This is a genomic window from Sphingomonas psychrotolerans (assembly GCF_002796605.1).
GTDB classification, from domain to species: domain Bacteria; phylum Pseudomonadota; class Alphaproteobacteria; order Sphingomonadales; family Sphingomonadaceae; genus Sphingomonas; species Sphingomonas psychrotolerans.
In genome coordinates this window covers 3,072,542-3,096,148 of sequence record NZ_CP024923.1, presented here as the reverse complement: position 1 = coordinate 3,096,148, position 23,607 = coordinate 3,072,542, and the positions used below count along the sequence as shown (strand labels likewise).

At 66.6% G+C, this 23,607-nt stretch carries 25 protein-coding genes and 1 tRNA gene; 14 read left to right on the top strand and 12 right to left on the bottom strand.

The window, feature by feature from the left end; translation table 11 throughout:
- Nucleotides 1–238 precede the first annotated feature (238 nt).
- The 5 genes from CVN68_RS13985 to CVN68_RS13965 all read left to right on the top strand — a co-directional run bounded on the left by CVN68_RS13985 (nucleotide 239) and on the right by CVN68_RS13965 (nucleotide 4,973).
- Nucleotides 239–562, top strand: a complete 324-nt coding sequence (locus CVN68_RS13985) for a hypothetical protein (RefSeq protein WP_100282743.1) — start codon at nucleotides 239–241, stop codon at nucleotides 560–562.
- Nucleotides 559–735 (top strand): hypothetical protein, encoded by a 177-nt coding sequence (locus CVN68_RS23245; protein ID WP_158298887.1) that lies wholly within the window; start codon nucleotides 559–561, stop codon nucleotides 733–735. The genes CVN68_RS13985 and CVN68_RS23245 overlap by 4 nt, the downstream gene beginning before the upstream one ends.
- Nucleotides 736–1,234: 499 nt before the next feature.
- Nucleotides 1,235–4,393, top strand: a complete 3,159-nt coding sequence (locus tag CVN68_RS13975; RefSeq protein ID WP_100282741.1) for an intermembrane phospholipid transport protein YdbH family protein — start codon at nucleotides 1,235–1,237, stop codon at nucleotides 4,391–4,393.
- A gap of 44 nt (nucleotides 4,394–4,437) precedes the next feature.
- Nucleotides 4,438–4,602 (top strand): YnbE family lipoprotein, encoded by a 165-nt coding sequence (locus CVN68_RS13970; RefSeq protein ID WP_233503358.1) that lies wholly within the window; start codon nucleotides 4,438–4,440, stop codon nucleotides 4,600–4,602.
- A complete protein-coding gene (locus tag CVN68_RS13965) occupies nucleotides 4,602–4,973 on the top strand; it encodes a YdbL family protein (RefSeq protein ID WP_100282739.1) in 372 nt (123 codons plus the stop codon). The genes CVN68_RS13970 and CVN68_RS13965 overlap by 1 nt, the downstream gene beginning before the upstream one ends.
- 103 nt (nucleotides 4,974–5,076) lie before the next feature.
- Here the strand turns inward: CVN68_RS13965 and CVN68_RS13960 are convergent, their stop codons facing one another.
- Genes CVN68_RS13960 through CVN68_RS13950 form a run of 3 tightly spaced genes read right to left on the bottom strand, consistent with a single transcriptional unit; the run spans nucleotide 5,077 to nucleotide 9,222 of the window.
- The gene (locus CVN68_RS13960) at nucleotides 5,077–6,606 is read right to left on the bottom strand and encodes a DHA2 family efflux MFS transporter permease subunit (RefSeq protein WP_100282738.1); all 1,530 of its coding nucleotides are present in this window, start codon (nucleotides 6,604–6,606) and stop codon (nucleotides 5,077–5,079) included.
- Nucleotides 6,607–6,617: 11 nt separating this feature from the next.
- Complete coding sequence (locus tag CVN68_RS13955; protein WP_100282737.1) at nucleotides 6,618–7,763, bottom strand: HlyD family secretion protein; 1,146 nt, start codon at nucleotides 7,761–7,763, stop codon at nucleotides 6,618–6,620.
- The gene (locus CVN68_RS13950; RefSeq protein WP_233503357.1) at nucleotides 7,756–9,222 is read right to left on the bottom strand and encodes an efflux transporter outer membrane subunit; all 1,467 of its coding nucleotides are present in this window, start codon (nucleotides 9,220–9,222) and stop codon (nucleotides 7,756–7,758) included. The genes CVN68_RS13955 and CVN68_RS13950 overlap by 8 nt, the downstream gene beginning before the upstream one ends.
- A 92-nt stretch (nucleotides 9,223–9,314) precedes the next feature.
- Between CVN68_RS13950 and CVN68_RS13945 the strand changes: the two genes are divergently transcribed.
- Nucleotides 9,315–9,947: a TetR/AcrR family transcriptional regulator gene (locus CVN68_RS13945; protein ID WP_100282735.1), complete on the top strand. Its 633-nt coding sequence runs from the start codon at nucleotides 9,315–9,317 to the stop codon at nucleotides 9,945–9,947.
- A gap of 261 nt (nucleotides 9,948–10,208) precedes the next feature.
- Here the strand turns inward: CVN68_RS13945 and CVN68_RS13940 are convergent, their stop codons facing one another.
- On the bottom strand, nucleotides 10,209–11,384 hold the full coding sequence (locus CVN68_RS13940; protein ID WP_100284418.1) for a phospholipase D-like domain-containing protein: 1,176 nt from the start codon (nucleotides 11,382–11,384) through the stop codon (nucleotides 10,209–10,211).
- A 212-nt stretch (nucleotides 11,385–11,596) separates the two neighbouring features.
- Here CVN68_RS13940 and rpoZ point away from each other — a divergent pair, with 212 nt between their 5' ends.
- Nucleotides 11,597–11,941, top strand: a complete 345-nt coding sequence (gene rpoZ / locus CVN68_RS13935) for a DNA-directed RNA polymerase subunit omega (RefSeq protein WP_100282734.1) — start codon at nucleotides 11,597–11,599, stop codon at nucleotides 11,939–11,941.
- Between the two features lie 52 nt (nucleotides 11,942–11,993).
- On the opposite strand, the gene CVN68_RS13930 is transcribed toward rpoZ, so the two are convergent.
- Nucleotides 11,994–12,674 carry an RlmE family RNA methyltransferase gene (locus tag CVN68_RS13930; RefSeq protein ID WP_100282733.1) on the bottom strand — a complete coding sequence of 227 codons (681 nt, stop codon included), beginning with the start codon at nucleotides 12,672–12,674 and terminating at the stop codon, nucleotides 11,994–11,996.
- The gene (locus CVN68_RS13925) at nucleotides 12,671–13,726 is read right to left on the bottom strand and encodes a Ppx/GppA phosphatase family protein (RefSeq protein WP_100282732.1); all 1,056 of its coding nucleotides are present in this window, start codon (nucleotides 13,724–13,726) and stop codon (nucleotides 12,671–12,673) included. The genes CVN68_RS13930 and CVN68_RS13925 overlap by 4 nt, the downstream gene beginning before the upstream one ends.
- A 153-nt stretch (nucleotides 13,727–13,879) precedes the next feature.
- Here CVN68_RS13925 and CVN68_RS13920 point away from each other — a divergent pair.
- Nucleotides 13,880–13,953 (top strand) — tRNA-Gln (locus tag CVN68_RS13920).
- Nucleotides 13,954–13,964: 11 nt separating this feature from the next.
- On the opposite strand, the gene CVN68_RS13915 is transcribed toward CVN68_RS13920, so the two are convergent.
- Nucleotides 13,965–14,531, bottom strand: coding sequence for a TlpA family protein disulfide reductase (locus CVN68_RS13915; RefSeq protein ID WP_233503356.1), 567 nt, complete (start codon nucleotides 14,529–14,531; stop codon nucleotides 13,965–13,967).
- Between the two features lie 16 nt (nucleotides 14,532–14,547).
- On the opposite strand from CVN68_RS13915, the gene argH reads away from it, so the two are divergent.
- The 5 genes from argH to CVN68_RS13890 are packed head-to-tail and all read left to right on the top strand — an operon-like array spanning nucleotide 14,548 to nucleotide 19,140.
- Complete coding sequence (gene argH / locus CVN68_RS13910) at nucleotides 14,548–15,927, top strand: argininosuccinate lyase (RefSeq protein WP_100284415.1); 1,380 nt, start codon at nucleotides 14,548–14,550, stop codon at nucleotides 15,925–15,927.
- A complete protein-coding gene (locus CVN68_RS13905; RefSeq protein ID WP_407695507.1) occupies nucleotides 15,924–16,166 on the top strand; it encodes a hypothetical protein in 243 nt (80 codons plus the stop codon). The genes argH and CVN68_RS13905 overlap by 4 nt, the downstream gene beginning before the upstream one ends.
- A gap of 9 nt (nucleotides 16,167–16,175) precedes the next feature.
- Complete coding sequence (gene lysA, locus CVN68_RS13900; protein ID WP_100282731.1) at nucleotides 16,176–17,435, top strand: diaminopimelate decarboxylase; 1,260 nt, start codon at nucleotides 16,176–16,178, stop codon at nucleotides 17,433–17,435.
- Nucleotides 17,432–18,190 carry a precorrin-2 dehydrogenase/sirohydrochlorin ferrochelatase family protein gene (locus tag CVN68_RS13895; protein ID WP_100282730.1) on the top strand — a complete coding sequence of 253 codons (759 nt, stop codon included), beginning with the start codon at nucleotides 17,432–17,434 and terminating at the stop codon, nucleotides 18,188–18,190. Before lysA ends, CVN68_RS13895 begins: the two co-directional genes overlap by 4 nt.
- Nucleotides 18,187–19,140: a CorA family divalent cation transporter gene (locus CVN68_RS13890; protein ID WP_100282729.1), complete on the top strand. Its 954-nt coding sequence runs from the start codon at nucleotides 18,187–18,189 to the stop codon at nucleotides 19,138–19,140. Before CVN68_RS13895 ends, CVN68_RS13890 begins: the two co-directional genes overlap by 4 nt.
- Here CVN68_RS13890 and CVN68_RS13885 read toward each other — a convergent pair.
- Complete coding sequence (locus tag CVN68_RS13885; RefSeq protein ID WP_233503355.1) at nucleotides 19,137–19,673, bottom strand: response regulator; 537 nt, start codon at nucleotides 19,671–19,673, stop codon at nucleotides 19,137–19,139. The genes CVN68_RS13890 and CVN68_RS13885 overlap by 4 nt on opposite strands.
- 123 nt (nucleotides 19,674–19,796) lie before the next feature.
- On the bottom strand, nucleotides 19,797–20,333 hold the full coding sequence (locus tag CVN68_RS13880; protein ID WP_100282727.1) for an NADPH-dependent FMN reductase: 537 nt from the start codon (nucleotides 20,331–20,333) through the stop codon (nucleotides 19,797–19,799).
- Nucleotides 20,334–20,455: 122 nt separating this feature from the next.
- On the opposite strand from CVN68_RS13880, the gene CVN68_RS13875 reads away from it, so the two are divergent.
- Nucleotides 20,456–21,067, top strand: coding sequence for a YbhB/YbcL family Raf kinase inhibitor-like protein (locus CVN68_RS13875; protein ID WP_100282726.1), 612 nt, complete (start codon nucleotides 20,456–20,458; stop codon nucleotides 21,065–21,067).
- Here the strand turns inward: CVN68_RS13875 and CVN68_RS13870 are convergent.
- From CVN68_RS13870 to CVN68_RS13865, 3 genes are all read right to left on the bottom strand, one after another.
- Nucleotides 21,064–21,921, bottom strand: coding sequence for a glucose 1-dehydrogenase (locus CVN68_RS13870; RefSeq protein WP_100282725.1), 858 nt, complete (start codon nucleotides 21,919–21,921; stop codon nucleotides 21,064–21,066). The two genes, CVN68_RS13875 and CVN68_RS13870, sit on opposite strands and share 4 nt — an antisense overlap.
- Nucleotides 21,922–22,014: 93 nt before the next feature.
- On the bottom strand, nucleotides 22,015–22,143 hold the full coding sequence (locus tag CVN68_RS24205; RefSeq protein WP_267893702.1) for a hypothetical protein: 129 nt from the start codon (nucleotides 22,141–22,143) through the stop codon (nucleotides 22,015–22,017).
- A gap of 302 nt (nucleotides 22,144–22,445) precedes the next feature.
- Nucleotides 22,446–23,477 (bottom strand): GGDEF domain-containing protein, encoded by a 1,032-nt coding sequence (locus CVN68_RS13865; RefSeq protein WP_100282724.1) that lies wholly within the window; start codon nucleotides 23,475–23,477, stop codon nucleotides 22,446–22,448.
- Between the last annotated feature and the right edge of the window lie 130 nt (nucleotides 23,478–23,607).

The following is a 23,607-nucleotide window of genomic DNA, read 5'->3' as shown; positions in this document are numbered from 1 at the left end:
TTCATTCTTAACCGGTCTCGCTGATGCAGTTCAAGCCCGACGGACTGGGAACTCGACGGCCATACGCGTGATCGGTGGAGGGAATGTCCGCCCTCCCTGTCGCTTGCCTCATTCCGGCAACATCGGCCGTCCTCGTGATCGCGCTCTGTGCGCCCTCGCATCTAAACTGCTGTTCGCTCTCAAGCTAAACTAACGTCCGCTTTCAGGAGAGTGTCATGGCAGACGTCGAGTTATCGGGTTGGACATCGAGAAGTCCGTTTTCCAGCTGCGCGGTGTTGATGATGCCGGAGTGACGGTGCTGCAAAAGCGACAGACGCGAGCTCGCCTGCTGCCATTCTTCGAGCAACTTCCGCCCTGCCTGGTCGGGATCGAGGCGTGTGCCACCTCGCATTTCTGGGCTCGCGCGCTCACCCGGCTCGGTCACGAGGTGAAACTGTATGTGAAGCCATACGTAAAGCGGCAGAAGAACGACATGGCCGATGCCGAAGCGATCGCCGAGGCCGCCATCCGCCCGAATATGCGGTTTGTCGAACCAAAGGCGCCGGACGAGCAGAGCGCATGATGCTGCATAAGGTCCGACGGATGCTCACCCGGCAGCTGATCATGATCATCAACGCCACCCGCGCCCATATGGCGGAATTCGGGATTGTCGCGCCGGTCGGAAGAGCCGTCGTCGATCGACTGCTCGCGATCATCGACGATGAGACCGATATACCATCGGGTATACCAAGGTGATCACATCCGCGGTCCGAGCAATTCGATATCTTCGGCGATGTCGGGTGCCGGCTCGAACGGCCCGGTGCCCGGACGCAACGGCAGCCGCGAAGCCCTCGCGATCGGGATGGCCCAGCACAACCACGTGAAGCGGCTGAACGAGTGGCGTCGATTTCGAAAGCCGATCCATCAGATCGGTGCCGCCAGTACGGCTCCGCCAATGCGGCCAAAAGGATGACCGACAGCCTCGAACCGCCGATCAGGATGCGGAGCTTGCGCTCTGCCGCGCATCGATCCTCCGAAACTGCATGAGTGCAACGTTCATCTCAGCCTCCGATATCGGCAGCTGCTTTTCGGCCAGAGTGGAACGCAACGACATTGGGATGTTTACGGAGTTATTCCGACCGGGGGAGAGCGGCCGCTGCGGGGGCGTGGTGTGCGGCGCGCCATCGTCGCTGTCGCAGACCCTTGCCGTCATGCCCAAGGTCGCCATAGTGCCCGCCCGGGAGTTTGCTGCGGCGTGACCACGAGCCTTGATGATACGCCAGAGCAGGCAAGCGCCCGACCAGCGGCCCCCCGTGCCCGCCGGCCGTGGGGCCGTCTCTTCCTGACACTGGCGCTGCTGATCCTCGCCGCGCTCTTCGCGCTCTGGCTCCAGCGGCGGACGATCGCGCGCGAGTTCGTCGATCGCGAACTCGCGCGCCGGGGCGTGCGTGCGCAATATCAGATTGAGCGCCTTTCTCCCTGGCATCAGCGGCTTACCGGCGTAGTGATTGGCGATCCGCGCGACCCCGACCTGGTCGCCGACTGGGTCGAGATCGGGACCTCGCTGTCGCCGTGGAATGCCGAAGTGCTCGAGCTTCGCGCCGGCCGGGTCCAGCTGAAGGGCCGGGTGATCCATGGCCGGCTGTCGCTCGGTGCGATCGACCGGCTGCTGCCGCCGCCCTCCGGCAAGCCGTTCGCGCTTCCGCACGTCAAGCTCGACGTTGCGGACGCGCGGCTGCGCCTGAATAGCGGGCACGGCATCGTCGACGTGGCGCTGGCAGGGCGCGGCATGCTCGATGACGGGTTTGCCGGGACGGCGCGGCTCGCTGCGCCGCGGCTCGATCTGGCGGGCTGCTCGGCCTCGCGGGTGGCGGGAACCCTTAACTTGCAAATTCGCCGCGCCCGACCGGCGATCGCCGGGCCATTGGCAGCGGCACAGCTCGAATGCGGTGCGGTGCGTGTGGCGACACCGAAGGTGGCCGTGCAGGCGATCTTCGGCGCCGCGCTCGACAGCTGGACCGGGGCAGCCGACCTCGCGCTGGTCCGCCTCGATACGGCCGGACGCCGGGTCTCCGACCTCCGGGGACGCGTCTCGTTCGATGGCGGCGCCACGGGCACGCGCGGGAAGATCGCGCTGCATTCGGGGCGGTTCGTGGCGCCCGAGGCCGCCGGTGCGGCGCTGCACTTTGCGGGCGATTATAGCCAGCATGCCGGCCGGTTCGAATATCGCGGAAAGATCGTCGGGCGATCGGTGGGCGTGTCGCGTCCGTTGCGCGCGAGCATCGGCGGCACGGCTGCGGCGGCGCAGGGCACCCCGCTTGCGCCGATCGCCGCGCGGCTCGCGCAATCCGCGGCCGCTGCCGCGGCGGCGTTCGACGCGAGCGCCGATCTGTCGTTCGCCACTTCCCCGGCGGGAATAGTCTATAGCCTTCCCCGGCTCGAGATCGTCGCCGCTACGGGCGCGCGATTGTCTTTCGATCGCGGACGCGGGCTGACCGGCGCGACCAACCGAGCGAGTCCACGGATAGACGGCACGCTCGCGCTTCGCGGTGGCGGCATGCCCGAGGCGATGATCCGGCTTTCGCAGCGGCCCGGCGACGAACGCCTCCACGGCGTCGGCTTCGTCCAGCCTTACGCCGTCGGCGGTTCGACCCTTGCGCTCTCTCGAATCACCTTCGCGGTCGGGCAAGGCGGGGGCGCGTTGAAAACCGCCGCCACGATTTCCGGCCCGGTCCCGAATGGCCGGGTCGAAGGCCTGTCGCTTCCGCTCGATGCGCGCTGGCGCGGCACGCATGTCGCGCTGAATCCGGGCTGCGCCACGGTCCGCTACGCGCGCATCGCCATTGCCGGGGCGGTGCTGGCACCGGGGAGCGTGCGCGCCTGTCCGATCGGCGGCGCGATGTTCGAGGCGTCGCCGCATGGCGTGGCGGGAGGGATCCGCTTCGCGCAGCCCATGCTCGTCGGACGGGTCGGTTCGAGTCCGCTCCAGCTCGCCGCGGCCGAGGGCCGGCTCGATCTCGGGACGCGGCTATTCTCGCTCGCCGATACGCGCGTGCGGCTGGGAGCGGCGAGCGTCACGCGGCTCGATGTCGCATCGTTCAGCGGCAGCTTCGCCAAATCCATCGCCGGCGATTTCACAGGGCTGAGCGGGCAGATCGGCGCCGTCCCGCTGGTGATCTCGGGTGCCGCGGGCAATTGGCAGGTGCGCGACGCCGGGCTCTCGCTCGCCGGGAAGCTGCAACTGACCGACGCAGTCGCGCCGTCACGCTTCCATCCGCTGGTGAGCGAAGACGGCGCGCTGCGGCTGGCCGGCAATGTCATCATCGCGACGGCGGGGCTGAAGTCGCAGGCGACCGGAGTGTCCGTCGCGCGGGTCGAAATCCGGCACGATCTGGGCGATGGCCGGGGCCTCGCCTCGATCACGGTGCCGGCATTGCGTTTCGCCGAGGGGGGGCTCCAGCCCAGCGATCTCACACCGCTCACCTTCGGCGTCATCGCCGACGTGACCGGTACAGTAGAAGGCAGCGGCAGGATCACCTGGTCGCCCGACGGCGTGTCGAGCACTGGCCGCTTCGGCACGAGGGCGACCGATCTTGCGGCGGCGTTCGGGCCGGTGCGCGGCCTCGCGACCGAGCTGCGGTTCGACGACTTGCTCAACATGCGCACCGCCCCCGGGCAGATCGCGACCACCGTCGAGATCAACCCCGGCGTGCCGGTCCGCGACGGAACGATCCGCTTCCGCCTGCTCGACAGCCAGCGGGTCGAGGTCGAGGCTGCGCGCTGGCCCTTTGCCGGTGGCGAGCTGGTGCTCGAGCCCACGATCCTCGATTTCAGCGAGCGTCGCGAGCGGCGGATGACCTTCCGGGTGATCGGCGCCGATGCGGCGTTGTTCCTCAAGGAAATGGAGTTCGACAATCTCGACGCCACCGGCACGTTCGATGGCACGCTACCGATGATCTTCGACGCGAAAGGCGGGCGGATCGAAGGCGGATCCCTGCGCGCGCGTTCCGGCGGGTCGCTCGCTTATGTCGGCGAGATCTCGCAGCGTGACGTCGGGGTGTGGGGCAACATGGCATTCCAGGCCTTGAAAGCGCTCGACTATCGCAGCCTGACGATCGACATGAACGGCCCGATCGCGGGCGACATGGTGACCGAGATCCGCTTCGCCGGGGTCAGCCAAGGCAAGGGCACCAAATCCAATTTCCTGTTGCGGCGACTGGCGAAGCTCCCCTTCGTGTTCAACGTTCGGGTGAGCGCGCCGTTCAAGCAACTGCTCGATTCGGTACAATCCTGGTACGATCCCAACCGGTTGATCGAACGGAATTTGCCGGCATTGCTCCAGGAGCAAGACCAATCCGATGGCCAGAACGGCAGCAAGCCGGTTCAGCCGCGCGAAAGCGAGAAGCTGCGATGAAGGGAGCCGTAATGAGGTTGAATCGATCACGAGGCCTTTTGGCCATGGCGCCGGTCGGCGCTCTCGGGATGATGGCCGGGTGCGTCAATGTGAGCGCGCCGGACAAGCCGATCGTCATCAACCTCAACATATCGATCACACAGGAAGTGGTGTATCGTCTCGACAACAAGGCGAAGACACTGATCCAGGAAAACCCAGGGATATTCTGATGCGCCCAATGTTCTTCACTGCCGCACTCGCGGCAACCGCGCTGATCGCAGGTCCTGCATTCGCCCAGCGCGATCCGGCCTATTCGGCTGCGCGCGCCGCGGGTCAGGTGGGCGAGCAGCCCGACGGCTATCTCGGCGTGGTCGGGGCCTCGACGCCGACGCTCCAGGCTCTGGTCAACAACATCAACATCCAGCGCAAGAAGCAGTACACCGCGCAGGCCGCCAACGGCTCGACCGTCCAGCAAATGGCGTTCGTCACCGGCTGCAACCTCATCCTGCGCAGCGCGCCCGGCGAGAAATACCAGGCGCCCGACGGCCGCTGGCTCACCCGCGGTGCTGAGGCTCCGGTGCGCGATCCGCGCTGTTTGTAACAACCTTCAATCGTCATCCTGGCGAAAGCCGGGATCCAGAGGCACGAATGCTGTCCGATTTGACCCTGGATCCCCGCCTTCGCCGGGATGACGAAGAGGGAAACTAGTGCGCCGCGCCCATCTCGACCGTCCGTGTCGGCCGCGGGGTGAGCCAGATGATCATCGCCGCGAAGGCGAACACCACTGCCGAGATCAGGAAGATGTGCGTGGTGGCCAACGCCATCGCTTCCTTGTCGACCAATTGCGCGATCACCGCGCGGATCTGATCGACCGAGAAGCCCTGCGCGGCGAGCGCCTCGCTGGTGCCTTGCGTGTTGAGCTTCGAGACGATCTCGCTGCGCGCGATCCGGCCGCTATTGTCCCACATCGTCGCCGAGATCGAGGTCCCGATCGCGCCCGCCATGGTGCGCAGGAAGCTCATCACCCCCGCCGCCGACGCAGTTTCCTCCGGCTCCACCGCGCCGAGCGCCAGCGTGGTCAGCGGGATGAAGAAGAACGGCATGCCGAAGCCCTGGAGCAATTGCGGGAGAGCCAGCGTCCAGAAATCGGCGCCACTGTTCCAGTGGACCCGGAGCAGTGAGGTCATTCCCAGCCACAATATGCCGAAGCATACCAAGGCGCGCGGATCGAACTTCGACGACAGCTTGGCGACGATCGGAGACATGATCACCGCGGCCACGCCGGTGAAGGCAGTGGCGTAGCCCGCATAAGTCGCGGTGTAGCCCATGCTCGTCTGCAGCCATTGCGGGATGATCACCGCCGAAGCGAAGAAGGTCGCAAAGGCGAAGGACAGTGACGCCACCGCCACGGTGAAGCCGCGATGGCGAAACACCCGCAAATCGACGATCGGCTGGTCCTCGGTGAGCTCCCAGGCCAGGAACACCACCAGCCCCACCGCGGCGATCACTGCCAGCGCGACGATCGTCGGATCGCTGAACCAATCATGCTCGCGGCCGAGGTCGAGCATGATCTGCAGCGCGCCGATCCACAACAGCATCAGCGCGAGGCCCACCCCGTCGATCCGCAGCTTCTCGGTTTTGGTCTCGGACGAGCCCAGCAGCCGGGTCGCGCCGAACGCGCAGAGCGCGGCGACCGGCAAGTTGATGAAGAAGATCCAGTGCCACGACCAGGTGTCGCTGATCACTCCGCCCAGGATCGGGCCGAGGATCGGCGCAGTCACGGTGGTCATCGCCCACACCCCCATCGCCTGCGCACGTTGCTCGGGCTTGAAGATGCGCATCAGCAAGGTCTGGCTGAGCGGCATCAGCGGGCCGCCGCACAGTCCCTGCCCGATCCGGCAGGCGACGAGCATGCCGAGCGAGGTCGACACCCCGCACAGCAGAGAGAAGATGCCGAATCCGATCATCCCGAAGGTGAAGGTGCGCACCGCGCCGAACCGGCCGGCGAGCCAGCCGGTGAGCGGCACGCATACTGCTTCGGCGACGGCGTAGGACGTGATGATCCACGTCCCTTGGCTGGCCGAGATGCCGAGGCTGCCGGCGATGTGCGGCACCGAGACGTTGGCGATGGTGGTGTCGAGCACCACCATGAAATTGGTGAGCGCGAGCACTGCGCCCGCGAGCAGCAGACGCATGCCCGTGAGCGGCGCCGCAACCTCGGCTTTGGCGTTCATTGCAGCCGTCCTTAGTTGGCGGAGACGTCGATCTCGGCGTCCATCGACAGGCCGACCCGCAAGGGGTGCGCCTGCAATTCGCGCGGATCGAGCGCGACCCTGACGGGCAGGCGCTGGACCACCTTGATCCAGTTGCCGGTGGCGTTCTGCGCCGGGATCAGCGCGAACGACGATCCGGTGCCGCCCGAAAGCCCGACGACACGCCCATGATATTCGACATCGCCGCCATAAAGGTCGGACGTCAGCGTCACGGGCTGGCCGATCTTGACTCGGGTGAGCTGGCCTTCCTTGAAATTGGCGTCGACATAAAGCTGGCCGACGGGGACGATCAGCATCAGCGGCGTGCCGGGCGCGACACGCTGGCCGATCTGGACGTTGCGCCGCGTGATCACTCCGTCGATCGGCGCGCGGATCAGCGTGCGCTCGAGCTCGAGCTTCGCCTGCGCGACCCTGGCCTGCGCGGCGAGTACTTCGGGCGCGGTGGAAGCCGTGGTGCCGCTGATCAGCGCGTTGTTCGCGGCGAGCTGGCCGCTCGCGGCGCCGCGGGTTGAGCTCGCCTGCGCGATGGCCGCGCGCGCCAGTTCGAGATTCGCCCGCGCCGAGGCAAAGGCATTGACCGCCGAGCTCAGCTCGTCGCCCGACACCGCGCCATTGGGAGCGAGCTTCTGGCGCCGAGTGAGATCGAGGCGGGCTTTCTCATAGGCGGCCTGCGCGGCGTCAAGCTGCGCGCGGGCGCTGGTGATGTCGGCGCCACGCGCCTCGACCTGGGAGGCGAGCGCGGCACTGGTCGCCGTGGCCTGGCCATATTGGCGCCGCGCCGTTGCCATGTCCGCTTCGGCCTGGGCGAGCGCGATCCGCGCGTCGCTGTCGTCGAGCTGGACGAGTATGTCGCCCTTGCGCACGGCCTGGGTGTCGGCCACGCGGACATTGAGCACCTGCGCCGCGATCATCGGCGTGACGCTCGCGGTGTCGGCGCCGACATAGGCATTGTCGGTGCCGATATGATGGCTGCCGACCAAAGCGTACCAGCCACCGTACCCGGCGCCGATAAGCAGAACCGCGCCGGCGATGCCGCCGAGCAGCTTCTTGCGGAGCGTGTTGGGTTTGGCCTGTTCGGCGCGGAATTCGTGGAGCGCTGCGGGATCTGCGTCAGCCATGGGTCGGGTCCTTGCGCGCGGCCGCGGCCGCTTCGTTACTGGAAAAGCCTCCGCCGAGCGCGCGGACCAACTGGACGTCGAGCGTGAACGCCCGCGCCTCGAGGTCGGCGACGATCTGGCGGTTCTGCAGCGCCCTGTCTTCGGCAGTCAGAACATCGAGGAAGGTCGAAAGGCCGCCTTCAAAGCGTTGCCTCGCGATCGAATAAGCGGCTTCCGAATCGGCTAGCGCCTGCCGGCTCTCGGAAAGGCGGATGCCCAGCGCACGCTGGCTGGTCACTGCATCGGCGACTTCGCGGAACGCAGTCGCGACCAGGCCGTCATAATTGGCGACCGCCTCGTCATAACCGGCGCGCGCGCCTCGATACTGACCCGCGAGCTGGCCGCCGCGGAAGATCGGCAGGCTGATCGCAGGGCCGGCCTGACCGAAGGTCGAGCCGCTGTCGAACAGGTTGGACAGGCCAAGCGACTGGAGCCCGACCAGGGCACTGATATTGACCGATGGGTAGAAGTCGGCACGCGCCACCTTGATCCGGCTAGCGGCCGCCTCGACCCGCGCGCGGGCGGCGGCCACGTCGGGACGGCGACCGATCAGGTCGGTGGTGACCCCGGCGGGAAACGAGCGCGCCTCCGCAGGCTGGGCGGGAAGCGCGATGGTCAGCCCGCGATCGGGGCCCTTGCCGAGCAGCGCGGCGATGCGGTTGCGGGTGAGCCCGATCGCTTCGTCGGTCGCGGCGAGATTGGCACGCGCGCCCGGCACCGCTGAATCGGCCTGTTTGAGTTCGGCGCGGGTGTCGAGCCCGGCGGCGACCCGGTCGGCAACGAGCTTCTGCGTCTGGCTGCGCAGGCTCAGCGCCGTTTCCTGCACCCGGTGCTCGGCGGCGAGCCGCGCGAGATCGGCATAGGCACTGGCAATGTTGGTCGAAAGCACCAGCCGCGATTGTTCGAGCTCGATCCGTGCGGCCTCGGCGTCGGAAGTCGCGGCGGCAAGCGCGGCGCGGTTCTTTCCCCACAGGTCGAGGTCGAAACTCAGGCTCGCGGCGACTCGGCCGCTGTCGTTCCAGCCCTGTGGCACGAATGCGGGCGGAATCCCGTTGTTATAGCTCTGCTTGGCCTGGGTGGCGCTGGCCTCGAGCCCGATCGAGGGGAGGCGGGCGGCGCCGGCTTGCTGTGCATAAGCCTGCGCCGAGCGCAGTCGCGCCGCGGCGGCGGCGAGATCGGGCGAATCGGTAAGCCCTTCCTCGATCAGCGCACTGAGCTGCGGGTCGGCATAATCGGCCCACCAATTGCTCGCGGGCCAGGCCGAGGCGGTAGCCGCAGGCGCGAACGTCTGGCTGACGGCATAGCTGGCGCTGGCGCGAACCTCGGGGCGCGCGCCGAGCTGCGGCACCGGCGCGCAGGCGGAAAACAGCAAGGGGGTGGCCAGCGTTGCAAGAAGCGCGGGCCGGAAACGGAAAGTCATCATGATTTAAATACCGTACTATAGGGTACGGCAGCGCAGATGGTCTCGCCGGCGCGGCTTGTCAATAGAAAATCGTACCCTATAGTACGGTTATGGAAACCCTAACGGAAAAGGCGCCTGGCAAGCGCGAGGCGCGCAAGGAAGAGCGGCGGCTGGCGATCCTTCAGGTCGCCAAGCGCTCGTTTCTCGACAACGGCTATTCGGGGACGTCGATGTCGGCGATTTCGGCCGAGCTGGGCGGCTCCAAGGGCACTTTATGGAGCTATTTCCCGTCCAAGGAAGAGCTGTTCGCGGCGGTGCTCGACCATGCGACGACCTCCTATCGCCAAGAGCTCGGCGACTTGCTCGCGCCCTCCGCCGATCTGCGCGCGACCGTCTTCGCCTTTGCGCGAAGCTTCATCGCCAAGATCACTTCGCCCGAGGCGATGCGCCTGCACCGCCTCGTGGCGGCCGAATCGGGACGTTTCCCCGAGGTCGGGGAGATCTTCTACCGCCGCGCGCCGCAACCGACCCAGCAATTGATCGCCGGGTTCTTCGCCGTCCAGATGGACGCCGGGCATATGCGCCGCGACGATCCGCTCGCCGCCGCGCGCGTGCTGACCAGCCTGTGCATGGGCGGCGCGCATCAGCGGCTGCTATGGGGCATCGACACCAGCCCCGGCGACCTCGAGGCCGAGGCGCATTACGCTGCGGACATCTTCGCCCGCGCGTTCGAGATCACCTGACACCGTCTCCTCGCTCAATCGCAACCTCGGGTGAGTCAACGTGACGGCGTGGCACCGGCGCGTGGGTGTCGCGTCAGTGTTGTTTCAGTGCGGCGTCGATGCCGCGTGACGGGCGCGGCGACGGAGTGGAGTCAACCGAGCATCGCAAATTATACTTTTAAAAGAACGACGTAAGGAGATTGACTTGCCTGCAAAAGCCGCCGGCGAGTCAAGCGCCACTGCGTGCCGGCCCGCGACGTGCCGCGATAAGTTCGGCAGATGCTAGGCCTGGTTCCGTCGCCGCGGTTGCTGCGGACCGAAATTGAGGCGCCGGGTGACGTTATAATCGAGCACCGCCATGACGAAATAAGCGGCCAGTTGCTTTGCCCGCGTCCACAGGCCGGTGCGCGCCTTGTGGATTTCGGCGGTGATCAGCTCCGACTGGCCGATTTCCTGTTCGACGAAGCACCGGACGTGTGCGGCAAAGGCGCGATCCTCGATCCGCAGCATCAGCTCGAGGTTGAGGAACATGCTGCGAATGTCGAAATTGGCCGAGCCGATATGGACGACGTCGTCGATGACGAACAGCTTGGTATGCAGCTTGGTCGGCTGATATTCGTAGATCTTGACGTTCTTGCGGAGCAGGCCGGCATAAGTGAAATGCGCCGCCCACAAGGAGGCGGTGTGATCCACTTTCGACGGCAACACCAGCCGCACGCGGCCGCGCTTCCCGGCTTTGTCCAGCCGCCGCAGCATCGCCGGGTTGGGCGCGAAATAGGAAGTGATCAGGTCGATCGTCCGGGCGCGCTCCATCTCGCGCTTCACCACGCGGGCCCAGGGCGAGAGTCGCCGCATCGGCCCACCCAGCAGCCAGCGCGCCGCGCCATCCACCTCGCTTCCCGAATTGAGCGTGCGCCCCAGCGAGCGCATCGATGCGCGCGGTTGGCCGGTCCAGCGGCGCAGTGCGTCGAAATAGTTGACCAGTCGCGCGGCAGCCGGCCCTTCCACCAGCAGCCCGAGGTCGCGCCACGCATCCTGCTCGGGCGTGCCGAAATAGCTCTCCTCGATATTGAACCCGCCGATGAGCACCCGTTCCTCGTCGGCGAGCGCCAGCTTCTGGTGGTTGCGCAGCAGATAGCGGCGCCCCCAGCGCGGCACGAAACGGCAGACATCGACGCCCGCCGCGTGCAGCGGGTCGAAGAAATGGTGCGCGGCGGCCTGTTCGCTGCCAAGCCCGTCGACGATGAGGTGGACCTCCACGCCGCGACCCGCGGCTTCGATCAGAGCCTCCCGCACCGCGACACCGGCGCCGTCATCGACAAAGATGTAATAGAGCACTCTGAGCGACCGCTTCGCCGAGCGGATCAGGCCGAGCAGCGCCTCCATCCGTTCGGGCCCTTCGGGCAATATCGTCAGGCGATTGCCATCGACAGTGAAGGGTTTCGACCAGGGATCCATGCGGCGGTCATGGGCTGCACCTGCGCCATGGGCAAGGGCGACGGTGTCCGGTGCGCGCATCTCGGGCAAGTGCCCTTGGGGCGGCGAACCCTTGAACGCGCAGCCGGCGCGGCCGCTGCGCCTGGGCGGCGAACCGGCGTTTTTCTTGACAATCCACAGCCTCATGCCTAAGTGCCGCCCCTCTCCCGAATTCCCAAATCAAGGAAGCGTAGATGGCGCGCGTCACAGTCGAGGATTGCGTCGACAAGATCCCGAACCGGTTCGATCTGGTGCTGTTCGCAGCCCAGCGCGCGCGGCAGATCTCGGGCGGCGCCGAGCTGACCCTCGATCGCGACCGCGACAAGAACCCGGTGGTCGCGCTTCGCGAGATCGCCGAAGAAACTGTTCACCCCGCCCATCTCGAGGAATCGGTGGTCTCCGGTCTCCAGCGCGTCCAGATCGACGACGAGGAAGCGCCGGACGAAGTCGGCTCGCTGGCACAGTCGGCCGAGGCGCTCCGCCTCACCGCGGCGGCCCCGCCCCGCAACCAGAATCTGGGCGCCGATTACGAAGGCTGAGCCTTCAGGCGACCGAATCGAAAACGGCCCCGGAGCGATCCGGGGCCGTTTTTCATTCCGGCACTTCTTCGGTCCGCCCCTTGAAGCCTTGCGCCACGACGAACCATTCGACCGAGCCCTTGCGGCTGGCGGGCGGCTTGGCGTGCTTCACGGTAGTGAAGTTGCGCTTCATCTCGGCGACCAGCGCCGAATCGGCGCCGCCGGCGAACACCTTGGCGACGAAATCGCCGCCCGGCGCGAGCGTGCGTATCGCGAAGTCGAGCGCAGCTTCGACCAGCCCGAGCGTGCGCAATGCGTCGGTCTGCGCATGGCCCACGGTGTTGGCGGCCATGTCCGACAGGATCAGGTCGGGCGCGCCGCCAAGTTCTTCGACGAGCCGATCGGGCGCCGCGTCGTCCATGAAGTCCATCTGCAGGATCGTCGCGCCGTCGATCGGATCGACGGGGAGCAGGTCGATCCCCACTACTGCCGCCTTGGGGAGGCGCTTGCGTACCAGCTGTGTCCAGCCGCCCGGCGCGATGCCGAGGTCGATGACGCGTTTCGATCCTTTGAGGAAGTCGAATTTCTCGTCGAGTTCGAGCAGCTTGTAGACCGCGCGACTGCGATAGCCTTCGGCCTTGGCGCGTTTCACATAGGGGTCGTTGAGCTGGCGTTCGAGCCAGCGATTCGATTGCGGGGTCCGCCCCCGCGAAGTCTTGACGCGGGTATGTCCGCGTCCGCCGCCACGGCTCATAGTCGCTCCCCGTTCATCAGACGCCGCAATATGCCTTCGCGAATGCCGCGATCGGCGATCCCCAGGCGTTCGGCGGGCCACAAATCTATGATGGTCTCGAGGATCGCGCAGCCCGCTACCACCAGATCGGCACGCTCGGCGCCGATGCACGGCACTTGCGATCGCTCCGCCATGCTCATACCCGCAATCCGCTGGCTCACCTCGCGCATCGCCGCGGCGGGCACGATCAGCCCGTCCACCACCGAGCGATCATAGGCCGGCAGGCCGAGATGAACGCTCGCCAGGGTGGTCACGGTGCCCGACGTCCCGAGCAGCCGCCGCGTGCCCTTGGGGGTCCGCAGCCGCGCAACGAACGGCGCGAAGCTCTCCGAGACGCGCGCGCGCATATCGGCATAGACGGCGGCGCCATGGTCCGCGCCATCGGCGAGACCTGCGGCCTCGGTGAGCGACACCACGCCCCACGGCGCGCTGTGCCAGTCGAGGATGCGTGGAACTTCGGCGCGCGAGTCGACCAGGACGAGCTCGGTCGAACCACCGCCGATGTCGAACACCAAAGCCGGCCCGTCGCCGGGCTCGAGCAGCGCATGACAGCCCAGCACGGCGAGCCGCGCCTCCTCTTCGGCAGTGATGATGTCGAGCGCGATCCCCGTCTCGTGATAGACCCGCTCGATGAACTCGGCGCCGTTGGACGCCTGACGGCATGCCTCGGTCGCCACCGAGCGCGCCAGCGCGACGTTGCGCCGCTTGAGCTTGTCCGCACAGATCCGCAGCGCGGCAAGGGTGCGGTCGATCGCCGCGTCGGAAAGCTTGCCGTTGGTGGCAAGGCCTTCGCCCAGCCGGACGATCCGCGAGAAGGCGTCGATGACGGTGAAGCCCGTCCCTTGCGGCCTGGCGATCAGCAGCCGGCAATTATTGGTGCCGAGGTCGAGCGCGGCGAAATGGCGCGATTCGGGCCAGCGTGCGCGGGCCTGCCGCTCGGGCGGTGCTTTGGGTATCGGCCGGGCGGAACCGCCGCCCTGGCCACGGGGCACTCTGGCTGGGCCATCCCCCATCACGTTCACTCGCTTATATTCTGTTCCGTCTCGGCCACATGCGGCCGTCCGGTGCTTGGCAGCATGGCTAGCGCAGCCGCGCGGGCGGAGCAAGGCGCGGCCGAGAAGCGGCGTTGACAGCGCCGGGATGCCGCCCTATTTCGCCGGCCCTGTTGCCCCGTCGTCTAAAGGTAAGACTACGGACTCTGACTCCGTCAATTGAGGTTCGAATCCTCACGGGGCATCCAGGTTCTCCTGCTCATCGCGCCTCGGCGATCAGCTTCGCGGCTGCTCCCCCGGCCCAGTCGGTATCACCGAGTATCCGCCAGACTTCGCGGCCTGCCGAATCATAGAGAATCGTGGTCGGCAAATTGACGCCCAGCTGCGTGCTGAACGCGGTTTCAGCGTCGATATAAGGCTGGAGCTTCCTGAATTTCTTCTCGGCGAAGAACGGCGCGACCTTCGCCGCTTCGAAATCCTGGCTCACCGTCAACACCTGAAGCTTCTCGCCTTCGCGCACTGCCAGCGCGTCGAGCGTGGGCATCTCCTTGACGCAGGGCGCACACCACGTCGCCCACAGATTGAGCAACACAGGCTTGCCGCGAAAATCGGCGATCGTCAGCTTCTTGCCGCCGCTGTCGACAAAGGAAATCGCGGGTGCGGTCTCGCCCTTGTGGCTGCGGTCGAGCTTGTCGAGCTTCGCGGGCGACGTCGGCGCCGCCGCGGCGACATTCGTCCCCTCGGCTTGCTGCGTGGCCCCGGATTGCCTATCGCAGCCGCCGATCAGGCCTGCTGCTACGAGGAGAAGCGCGATAGTCGAGCGCAAGCATAGCTCCAATGCGATGTGGGGGGGGCGCTTCGCCGAAGGGCCGTCCGCCGTCATGCGCGAGATAAACGCGTCCATTCCTTTCGACAAGCGGATGTGGCGGCAGGATCTGCGCGGCTCGCAGGCGCATGTCGCGATGCTCGGCAAGCAGGGAATCGTGTCGGCTGAGGACGCCGCACGCATCGCCGAGGGGCTGGAACAGGTCGCCGCCGAGTTCGAGGCCGAGGGCGTCCCCGACGATCTCGCGCTCGAGGACATCCATATGCTCGCGGAGGCGCGGCTCGCCGACCTTATCGGACCATCTGCGGGCAGGCTCCACACTGCGCGCTCGCGCAACGACCAGGTCGCGACCGACTTCCGCCTCTGGGTGCGCGACGCGATCGACCAGGCCGAGGCCGCGTTGGAGGGGCTGCAGGATGCGTTGCTCTCACGCGCCGAGGAACATGCCGCAAGCGTGATGCCCGGCTTCACGCATCTCCAGAGCGCCCAGCCGGTGACGCTTGGGCACCACCTGATGGCCTATTTCGAGATGTTCGCGCGTGATCGCTCGCGGTTGACCGACGCCCGCGCCCGGATGAACCTGTGTCCGCTCGGCGCGGCTGCGCTCGCCGGGACCGGCTTCCCGCTCGATCGCGACGCCACCGCCGCCGCACTCGGCTTCGACGGGCCGACGCGCAATTCACTCGATTCGGTCTCGGACCGCGACTTCGCGATCGAATATCTGACCGCGGCGGTGCAGTGCAGCCTGCATCTCAGCCGCCTTGCCGAGGAATTCGTGATCTGGGCGAGCCAGCCCTTCGGTTTCGTCAGCCTCTCGGACCAATGGTCGACTGGCAGCTCGATCATGCCGCAGAAGCGCAACCCCGATGCCGCCGAGCTGGTGCGCGGGCATTCGGGGCGGATCGCCGGCGCTTTGGTCAGCCTGATGATGACGATGAAGGGCCTGCCGCTCGCTTACTCGAAGGACATGCAGGACGATAAGCCGCCCGTGTTCGAGGCGCACGATCTGCTCGGGCTGTGCATCGCGGCGATGACCGGCATGGTCGAAAGCGCGACCTTCCGCACCGATCGCATGCGCGCGCTCGCCGAATCGGGGTTTGCGACCGCCACCGACCTCGCCGACTGGCTCGTACGTGAAGCGGGCGTGCCGTTCCGCGAGGCGCACCACATCACCGGGCGCGCCGTCGCGGCAGCGGAGGGCGCGGGCATCCGGCTTGATCAGTTATCGCTCGATGCACTCAAGGAAATCGACGCGCGGATCGACGATCGCGTATATGGCGTGCTCAGCGTCGATGCTTCGGTAAACAGCCGGACGAGCTTCGGCGGCACTGCGCCGGTGCGGGTTCGCGCGGCGATCGTTGCGGCCCGCAAGGGCCTCGAGGAGGAAGGACGATGATGCGCGAGCTGTTGCTGCTCACCGCGATGCTGGCGCTGGCCGGCTGCGGCGCGCGCGAAGGTCTCAAACCGGCGGAAGGCGCGTCGCTGCCCCCCGCGCCTTATGGCGCGACTGCGACCCCCACGCCCGATGACTTGCTCAAGCCGCCGGTGCAGACGCGCCCGGCGCGCAGCGACGACCTCATCGAAAGCACGGACAAAAGGCGCACCGACAAGTTCGATCTGCCGCCTCCCAACTGACGGAATATCATGGACCATTACAATCTGATCGACGGCGAACTGCACGTCGAGGACGTACCGCTCGCGCGAATCGCCGAGGCAGTCGGCACGCCCGTTTATGTCTATTCGGCCGCGACCTTCCAGCGGCACGCCCGTGCCTTCCGCGACGGGCTCGCGGCCATCCCGCGCAAGCATCTTGCCTTTGCGGTCAAGGCCAATCCCAACCTCGCCGTGCTGCGGCTGCTCGCCAATGAAGGCTTCGGCGCCGACGTCGTCTCCGGCGGCGAGCTGGCGCGCGCGCTGGCCGCGGGCATGGCGGCCAAGGACGTGGTCTTTTCCGGCGTCGGCAAGACGCGGGCCGAACTCGACCAGGCGTTGCAGGTCGGCATTGGCCAGTTCAATCTCGAACTTGAGGAAGAGGGTGTCGTTCTCTCGCAACTCGCCGTGGCGCGCGGCGTCCGTGCCCCTGCCACAATCCGGGTGAATCCCGACGTCGATGCCGGCACCCATGAGAAAATCTCCACCGGGCGGGCCGAAAACAAGTTTGGACTGCCGATCGACGAGGCGTTGGCGATCTTCGGTCGGCTCGCGCCGTTGCCCGGGCTCGAGCTCCGCGGTGTCGCGCTCCATATCGGTAGCCAGCTCCAGAGCCTCGCGCCGCTCGAACGCGCGTTCGAACGGGTCGGCAGACTCGTCGCCGATCTTCGCGCCGCCGGCCACACGATCACGCATGTCGATCTCGGCGGCGGGCTTGGTGTGCGTTACCGGGCCGGCGACACGCCCCCATCGCCTGCCGAGTTCGGCGATATGGTCGCCCGCGTCACCCGTGACTGGGACGTCGAATTGATGTTCGAACCCGGCCGGGTGATCTCGGCCAATGCCGGCGTGCTGCTGACCGAAGTGCTCTGGGTCAAGCCGGGCCCGGTCAATCCTTGGGTGATCGTCGATTCGGCGATGAACGACCTCGCCCGCGTCGCGCTCTATGATGCGTGGCACGATTTCGAGGCGGTGCGGCCGAGCGGCGAGAAGATGACCGCCAATGTCGCCGGCCCGGTCTGCGAAAGCAGCGACGTCTTCGCCAAGGGCCGCGAGATCGATGTCGTCAAATCGGGCGATCTTGCGATCCTGCGCAGCGCCGGCGCTTATGGTGCGACGATGGCGAGCACTTACAACAGCCGCCCGCTCGTCCCCGAAGTGCTCGCTTCGGGCGACAGGTTCGAAATCGTCGCGGGCCGCATCTCGGCCGAGGCGATCATGGCCGAGGAACATGTCCCGGACTGGCTGAAATGAGCCTCGCTGCCCTGCCGATCTTTGTGAAACTGGTGGGGCGGCCGGTGATTTTGATCGGCGAAGGCGAGGCTGCGGAGGCCAAAAGGCGTCTGCTCGCACGCGCCGGCGCGTGCGTGGTAGACGAGGCGGCGGAAGCGGTGCTCGCGATCGTAGCGACCGACGATCCCGAGCCAATCGTCGCCCGCCTGCGCGCCCGCGGCATCCTGGTCAACGCAGTCGATCGGGCGGATCTCTGCGATTTCACGCTCCCCGCGATCATCGACCGCGATCCCGTGTTGATCGCGGTCGGCACCGGCGGCGTTTCGGCGGGGCTCGCGGCGGCGCTTCGCCAGCGGCTCGAGGCCGTGCTGCCAGCTTCGCTCGGCCGCCTCGCGCGCGCGCTGGCGGCGGCAAAACCCGCGCTCCGCAGCCGCTGGCCCGATGCCGGCGAGCGCCGTCGCGCCTTGGGTGCCGCGCTGGCCGGGCCGCTCGATCCTCTTGAGGACCATGGCGAAGCGGCGGTCGAGCGTTGGCTTGCGTATCCCGCAGAGCCGCGCGCGCCGCTGCTCCATTTCAGCCTGACTTCGCCCGATCCGGACGCGCTGACCCTGGGTCAGGCGCGTGCGCTTGCGCAGGCGGACCGGGTATATCATCGTCGAGACGTGCCCGAGGCCATATTAGACCGCGCCCGCGCCGATGCCGCGCGTATTCTTTGCGACGCGATACCCGCCGCGGCGGGCGCGGGCCTGTCGGTCTATCTAGAGATGCGACCGTGAGCGGCTTCGCTTATGTCGTGCGCGGCGGACAGGTCGAGTCACCGCCGCTCAAGCAGGCGCTCGGGATCCGTGCCGATCTCGCCTGGATCCACCTCACTACCAATGACGAGCGTGCCAAGGCGTGGCTCGGCGGCGAAGCTCGGCTTTCTCCCTATATCATCGAAGCGCTGACCGCCGCCGAGACGCGCCCGCGTTGCGATTCGGTCGGTCCTGGCGCAGTGATCAATTTGCGCGGCCTCTCTTCCGAAGCCCTCGCCGCTTCCGATCCGCTCGCCTCGATCCGCATCTATGCGCATGGCGGCTGCGTTTTCTCGGTCACCCGCAAGGCGTTGAACGCGCTCCACCCCGTCCGCGAACTGGTCGCGGCGGGGAAGATCCTCGATCCGGGCGACCTGATCGCCGCTTTGGCCCAGGCGATCACCGAGGAGCTCGACCCCGTCGTGGCCGATCTCGGCGACTCGCTCGATGATTGCGAGGAGCAGATCGCCACCGGTCATGCCTTCGATCTGCGGCGCATGGTCAATCGCGTCCGCAGTCAGGCCATCGGGTTTCGCCGCTTTCTCAATCCGCAGCGCGCCGCGTTGGAAAAGCTGGCGACCATCCCGAGCGACTGGCTGGGCGATGACGATCGGCTCCATCTCTCCGCCGCGGCCGACCGTGCAGCGCGCATGGCCGAGGAACTGGAGAGCATCCGCGAACGCGCCGCGCTGACTCATGAGACGCTCACCGATCTGCGCGCCGAGCAGCTGGATCAGCGCTCGCTGATCATCGCCATCGTCGCGATGGTGTTCCTGCCGCTGACATTCATTACCGGATTGCTGGGCATGAACGTCGACGGAATCCCGTTTGCGCACGAGCCCTGGGCGTTCTGGGGGGTGTTCTGGTTTTGCCTCACGATCGCCGTGGTGATCACGGTGTATTTCGTTGGCCGCCACTGGTTCGAGCGCTAGGCGGCGCTCCGCCGGGTGGCGAGCTCGTCGTTCAACTGGCGGACTGCGCCCAGCAGCCGGATGCGGTCGGCGCGGGCGGCGGCAAGCTCGGCCTGTGTCTCACCCAACTCGATCGCACGCGCCGCGATCCGCGCGTCGAGCGCCAGGTTGGAGCGCTTGAGTTCCTCGATCCGGCCCGCGCGTGCGAGCGTGCGTTCGATGCGCGCTGCGAGCACCTCGAAAGGCGCGGGCTTCAAAAGCCAGTCGTCGGCCCCGGCCGCGAAAGCCTCGACCGCGCCGTCCTCCCCGCTCAGCATGATCACCGGCAGATCGGCGGTATCGTGCGACCCGCGGATTTCGTTGAGCATGTGTATCGCGCCGGACTCGGGGTCGAGCGCATCAATGAGTACGAGATCGAAGCCACGCGCGGAGACGAGCTCCAGCGCCTGGCAAGCCGAGTCGCTGAGCACGACCAGATAGCCGAGATTGCCCAACCGCTGGGCAATGTCGTTCAGGCTCGCCCGGCAGCCGCCTGCCGCGAGGACGGTACGCACCGTCCTCCGACGCGCGCCGGCTATCGCGTGGCCTGAAGCCTGTATCATTCGCGCTCAAAACCCCCCTGATTTCAAAGATCGGTGTTAGCGCACAAGCCCTCACAAAAACGTTAAATGTAAAGATCAGCGGCGCAGGAAGTCGAAGATCTGGTCGACCATGATCTCCATCTGCGGCTGGCATTTCGCGATCGCGTCGCCCGGCTCGGCGGTGTTGATCGCGAGGCCCATAGGCGTCGGCCAGCCGCGCAGCGAATGGGTGATCGTGCGCAACGCCTGGAGCGTCGATACGGCCGCCTGCCAGCCCGCCGCCGTGGCTACCAGTCCCACGGGAAGCCCGTCGAAATAGACACGCTCGTCGGCGCGGAGCTGTTCGACATAATCGAGCGCGGTCTTGACCAGACCCGATAGCGTGCCGTGATAGCCGGGCGATCCCACGATCACGGCGTCGGCGCTGCGCAGCGCGTCCAGATAGCGGCCGATCGTCGTATTTCCCTCGGCATTGCCTGGCTCGTAGTGGGGAAAGGCGATGGCGTCACCCGTCAGCAGCGTCGTACGTGCGCCGCGGGCGGCGGCAATATCCAATGCCGCCGCAAGCAGCCTTCCGGTCACTGATTCGGGTCGCAATGTTCCGCCCAGGGCGACGATATGGGGTGCGCTCATGCCGCATGCGCTAGCCCAAAGGGGCAGACCGCGCCAGCATCCAGCGGGCGGCGTGCACTTGCCTTCGGATAGCTGGCGCGGTTGGATCGTTGATCGATCGATCGAACGAAAGGGAGAGGCGGGTGCTCGAACATGTTCCCCATTGGCTGGGCAGTGCGCTCAAGGGGCTGCGTGCCGGGTCGGACAAATTGGCGATCGCGCAACCCGGGCTGGGATCGTTCGAGTCGCTGCATCTCGTCAGCCCTGCCTTTGCCAACGGTGCGCGGCTGCCCGAGCGGTTCACCGCCGATGGCGAGGGCGTGTCGCCGCCTTTATTCTGGACCAGTGTACCCGAGGGTACCGAACGGCTCGCTTTGATCGTCGAGGATCCCGACGCCCCGGCGCCCCAGCCGCTGGTGCACGCGGTGGTCTGGGATTTGCCGCCCCACGAAGGTGAGCTCAAGGAAGGCGCAATCCGCGCCGACGGCGCCGGCAGCATCAGCGATGTAGGGCGTAACAGTTATTTCAGCGAAGGCTGGCTGCCGCCCGATCCGCCCACCGGACACGGGCTGCACAATTATGCGTTCCAGCTGTTCGCGCTCGGCCCGGGGCCCGACGCCGGCGAGACGCCCGGCCGCGGCGCGATTGTCCGGGCAATGTCGGGGCGGGTGCTTGCCGCCGGGCTGCTCACGGGCACTTATTCGCGCGGCGAAGAGGCGCCGATCCGGCTTATCGGCAGCGTCGCTCCCGCCTAACCGTTGACGATCGTCCCGCCATTGGGGTGGAGGACCTGGCCCGACATATAGCTCGAATCCTCGCAGGCGAGGAACAGGAAGGCGGGGGCGACTTCGTTGGGCTGGCCCGGCCGACCCATCGGCGTGTTCTCGCCGAAATTCTCGAGCTTTTCAGGGCTCGCGCCACCCATGGGGTTGAGCGGAGTCCAGATCGGTCCGGGGGCGACTGCGTTCACCCGGATGTCCCTCTCGACAAGGTTCTCGGACAGGCTGCGTGTGAAGGCGGTGATCGCGCCCTTGGTGCTCGAATAATCGAGCAGTTCCTTCGAGCCCTGATACATGGTGACCGAAGTGCAGTTCACGATCGCGGCGCCTTGCTTCAGGTGGGGCATCGCCGCCTGGACCATGAAGAACATCCCGAAGATGTTGGTCTGGAAGGTGCGCTTGAGCTGCTCCTCGGTGATGTCGGTGATGTCCTTGTCCGGATGCTGCTCGCCGGCATTGTTGACGAGCACGTCGATGCGGCCGAACTTCTCGATCACTTGCGCAATCGCCTTGGCGCAGAACGCCTTGTCGCCCACGTCGCCAGCGATGGTCAGCGCTTCTCGGCCTTCGGAACGGACGATGTCGGCGGTCATCGCGGCATCGTCATGCTCGCAAAGGTAGAGGATCGCGACATGGGCGCCTTCGCGAGCATAGAGCGCGGCGACGGCGCGGCCGATGCCGCTGTCGGCGCCGGTGATCACGGCGACCTTGTCCTGCAATCGGCCGGAGCCGGGGTAACGCGGCTCCCAATCAGGCTTGGGGTCGAGCGCGCTTTCGTGTCCCGGCAGCGCATCCTCGTGGATCATCTCGATCGTGTCGGTATCGCTCATCGGCGTGGCTCCATAGGGAGGGTTTGCCGAGGGAAAACCGGTGCGGAACGCCGGAGGTTCCGTCTGGCGCCTGCACTTTGGCGGGCGCCGGGTTCAGCCGAAGAGAGCCGAACCCTGCGCTGCGGTTGCGACGATCATCGTCGCGGTGAGGCCGAACGAGGCCAGTCCGAGCACTGCACTGCGTACCATGGTGATCTTCTCCATCTTCAGATTCCGGGTCATGCGATCGGCAGGACGGGGGTCGAATAGACCACGAAGGCGGCGGTGAAGAGCACGGCGCCGACGAGCGAGACGGCATAGTGGAGCGAGGAAAGACGAGCGGTCATTGAAGTTACTCCCTGGTGTCATCGGCGGGCCGGACCATCCGGCTGCCGATGCCAAGAGGTTAGCAGGGAGCGTGCCAACTACGCTAAGTAGCTGAAAATGCTGCGTGCGCCTTGATATCGCTCAAGGATGTTGGGAAATTTTACGCCTCACTTGGTGTAAATTGCCAATCAAGGGCGAACAGTCGTGTCCGATTTCGGTCAGTCTATGTGCAGACGGTTTCGTCCGGCGGTCTTGGCGGCATAGAGCAGGCGATCGGCGCGGTGAAACACGGTCGAAAGTCCGTCACCGGGAAGCGCCACCGAAATACCGGCGGAGAACGTGATTTCCCCCAGCGGCGCATCGCTTTCGCGTAGCCGATAGCGCTTGGTCGCCACCTTTACCCGGGCAGCGTCGAGGATGTCGCGCGCCCGGGCGAGGTCGACGCCGGCGAACAGCACTGCGAATTCCTCGCCGCCATACCGCGCGACCAGATGCCCCGAGCAGGTGTGGCTGAGCGCCTCGGCGATCGCCTTGAGGACGCGGTCGCCGACGGCGTGGCCGAAGCGGTCGTTGACCGATTTGAAGTGATCGACGTCGCAGACCGCGACGCAGATCGGCGACCCCGATGCCGATTGTGCTTTATAGGCTTCCTCGAGCGCGCGGCGGTTCGGGAGGTCGGTGAGCGGGTCGCGGCGGGCATTGTCGCGCGCTTCCTCGAGCTCACGGCGCAGGTCGCTCGCTTCCTGTGTCGCCGATTCGAGCCGCGTCTCGGCGCTGCGGACGCGGTCGAGCATCGCCGTGGTCAGCCGTGCGACCTCATCGATCATCGGCGCACCGCTCGCGTCGGTGGAGCGCGAGATCGCTTCCGCGCTGGCGGCGAGATCGCGGCCGAAATCTTCGGTCTCGGCGCGCATCGCGGTTACCATGTCCTGAAAGCCTTCAACCTGCATCTGGGTGCGGGCGACGAGACCGTCGGCCTTCTCCTTTGCGCCCTTGGCCACGGCGCCGGGCTGGATTTCACAGCCGAGAGTTTCGATGTCACGCTGGGTGAGGCGGACGCCGCCGTCGGTCAACGTGGTGACCGCGCGGGCGAGCGGCCCATTGGGATTGGCGAGCAGATGATAGGCGAACGCATAATTGGCGGGATCGGCGTCGAGACGCTGATCGACCAGGAAGTCGCCGATTCGGTCATAAAGGCGGCGCGACGGATCGCTTCCCTGTGCCGCCCGGACCGCCCTTGCGCCGGCCATAGGCTCTACCTTTGCTTCTCAAGTTGCGGACAATTTGCGGTCCCGCCCGCATATTTCTTGGACCAGCGGTTTAACGCCCAACTGCTAACATACGGTGAGCGAAAGCTTTCCCAAGCGTGAAGCCCGGCCT

Coding starts and splice junctions, on each gene's coding strand:
- CVN68_RS23245 (WP_158298887.1), top strand. CDS start 559: ATGATGCTGCATAAGGTCCGACGGATGCTCACCCGGCAGCTGATCATG.
- CVN68_RS13940 (WP_100284418.1), bottom strand. CDS start 11,384: ATGGATCCCTGGTCGAAACCCTTCACTGTCGATGGCAATCGCCTGACG.
- lysA (WP_100282731.1), top strand. CDS start 16,176: ATGGACCATTACAATCTGATCGACGGCGAACTGCACGTCGAGGACGTA.
- CVN68_RS13970 (WP_233503358.1), top strand. CDS start 4,438: ATGGCGCCGGTCGGCGCTCTCGGGATGATGGCCGGGTGCGTCAATGTG.
- rpoZ (WP_100282734.1), top strand. CDS start 11,597: ATGGCGCGCGTCACAGTCGAGGATTGCGTCGACAAGATCCCGAACCGG.
- CVN68_RS13880 (WP_100282727.1), bottom strand. CDS start 20,333: ATGAGCGCACCCCATATCGTCGCCCTGGGCGGAACATTGCGACCCGAA.
- CVN68_RS13955 (WP_100282737.1), bottom strand. CDS start 7,763: ATGGCTGACGCAGATCCCGCAGCGCTCCACGAATTCCGCGCCGAACAG.
- CVN68_RS13965 (WP_100282739.1), top strand. CDS start 4,602: ATGCGCCCAATGTTCTTCACTGCCGCACTCGCGGCAACCGCGCTGATC.
- CVN68_RS13870 (WP_100282725.1), bottom strand. CDS start 21,921: ATGAGCGATACCGACACGATCGAGATGATCCACGAGGATGCGCTGCCG.
- CVN68_RS13905 (WP_407695507.1), top strand. CDS start 15,924: ATGATGCGCGAGCTGTTGCTGCTCACCGCGATGCTGGCGCTGGCCGGC.
- CVN68_RS13895 (WP_100282730.1), top strand. CDS start 17,432: ATGAGCCTCGCTGCCCTGCCGATCTTTGTGAAACTGGTGGGGCGGCCG.
- CVN68_RS13930 (WP_100282733.1), bottom strand. CDS start 12,674: ATGAGCCGTGGCGGCGGACGCGGACATACCCGCGTCAAGACTTCGCGG.
- CVN68_RS13865 (WP_100282724.1), bottom strand. CDS start 23,477: ATGGCCGGCGCAAGGGCGGTCCGGGCGGCACAGGGAAGCGATCCGTCG.
- argH (WP_100284415.1), top strand. CDS start 14,548: ATGTGGGGGGGGCGCTTCGCCGAAGGGCCGTCCGCCGTCATGCGCGAG.
- CVN68_RS13925 (WP_100282732.1), bottom strand. CDS start 13,726: ATGGGGGATGGCCCAGCCAGAGTGCCCCGTGGCCAGGGCGGCGGTTCC.
- CVN68_RS24205 (WP_267893702.1), bottom strand. CDS start 22,143: ATGACCCGGAATCTGAAGATGGAGAAGATCACCATGGTACGCAGTGCA.
- CVN68_RS13950 (WP_233503357.1), bottom strand. CDS start 9,222: ATGACTTTCCGTTTCCGGCCCGCGCTTCTTGCAACGCTGGCCACCCCC.
- CVN68_RS13945 (WP_100282735.1), top strand. CDS start 9,315: ATGGAAACCCTAACGGAAAAGGCGCCTGGCAAGCGCGAGGCGCGCAAG.
- CVN68_RS13960 (WP_100282738.1), bottom strand. CDS start 6,606: ATGAACGCCAAAGCCGAGGTTGCGGCGCCGCTCACGGGCATGCGTCTG.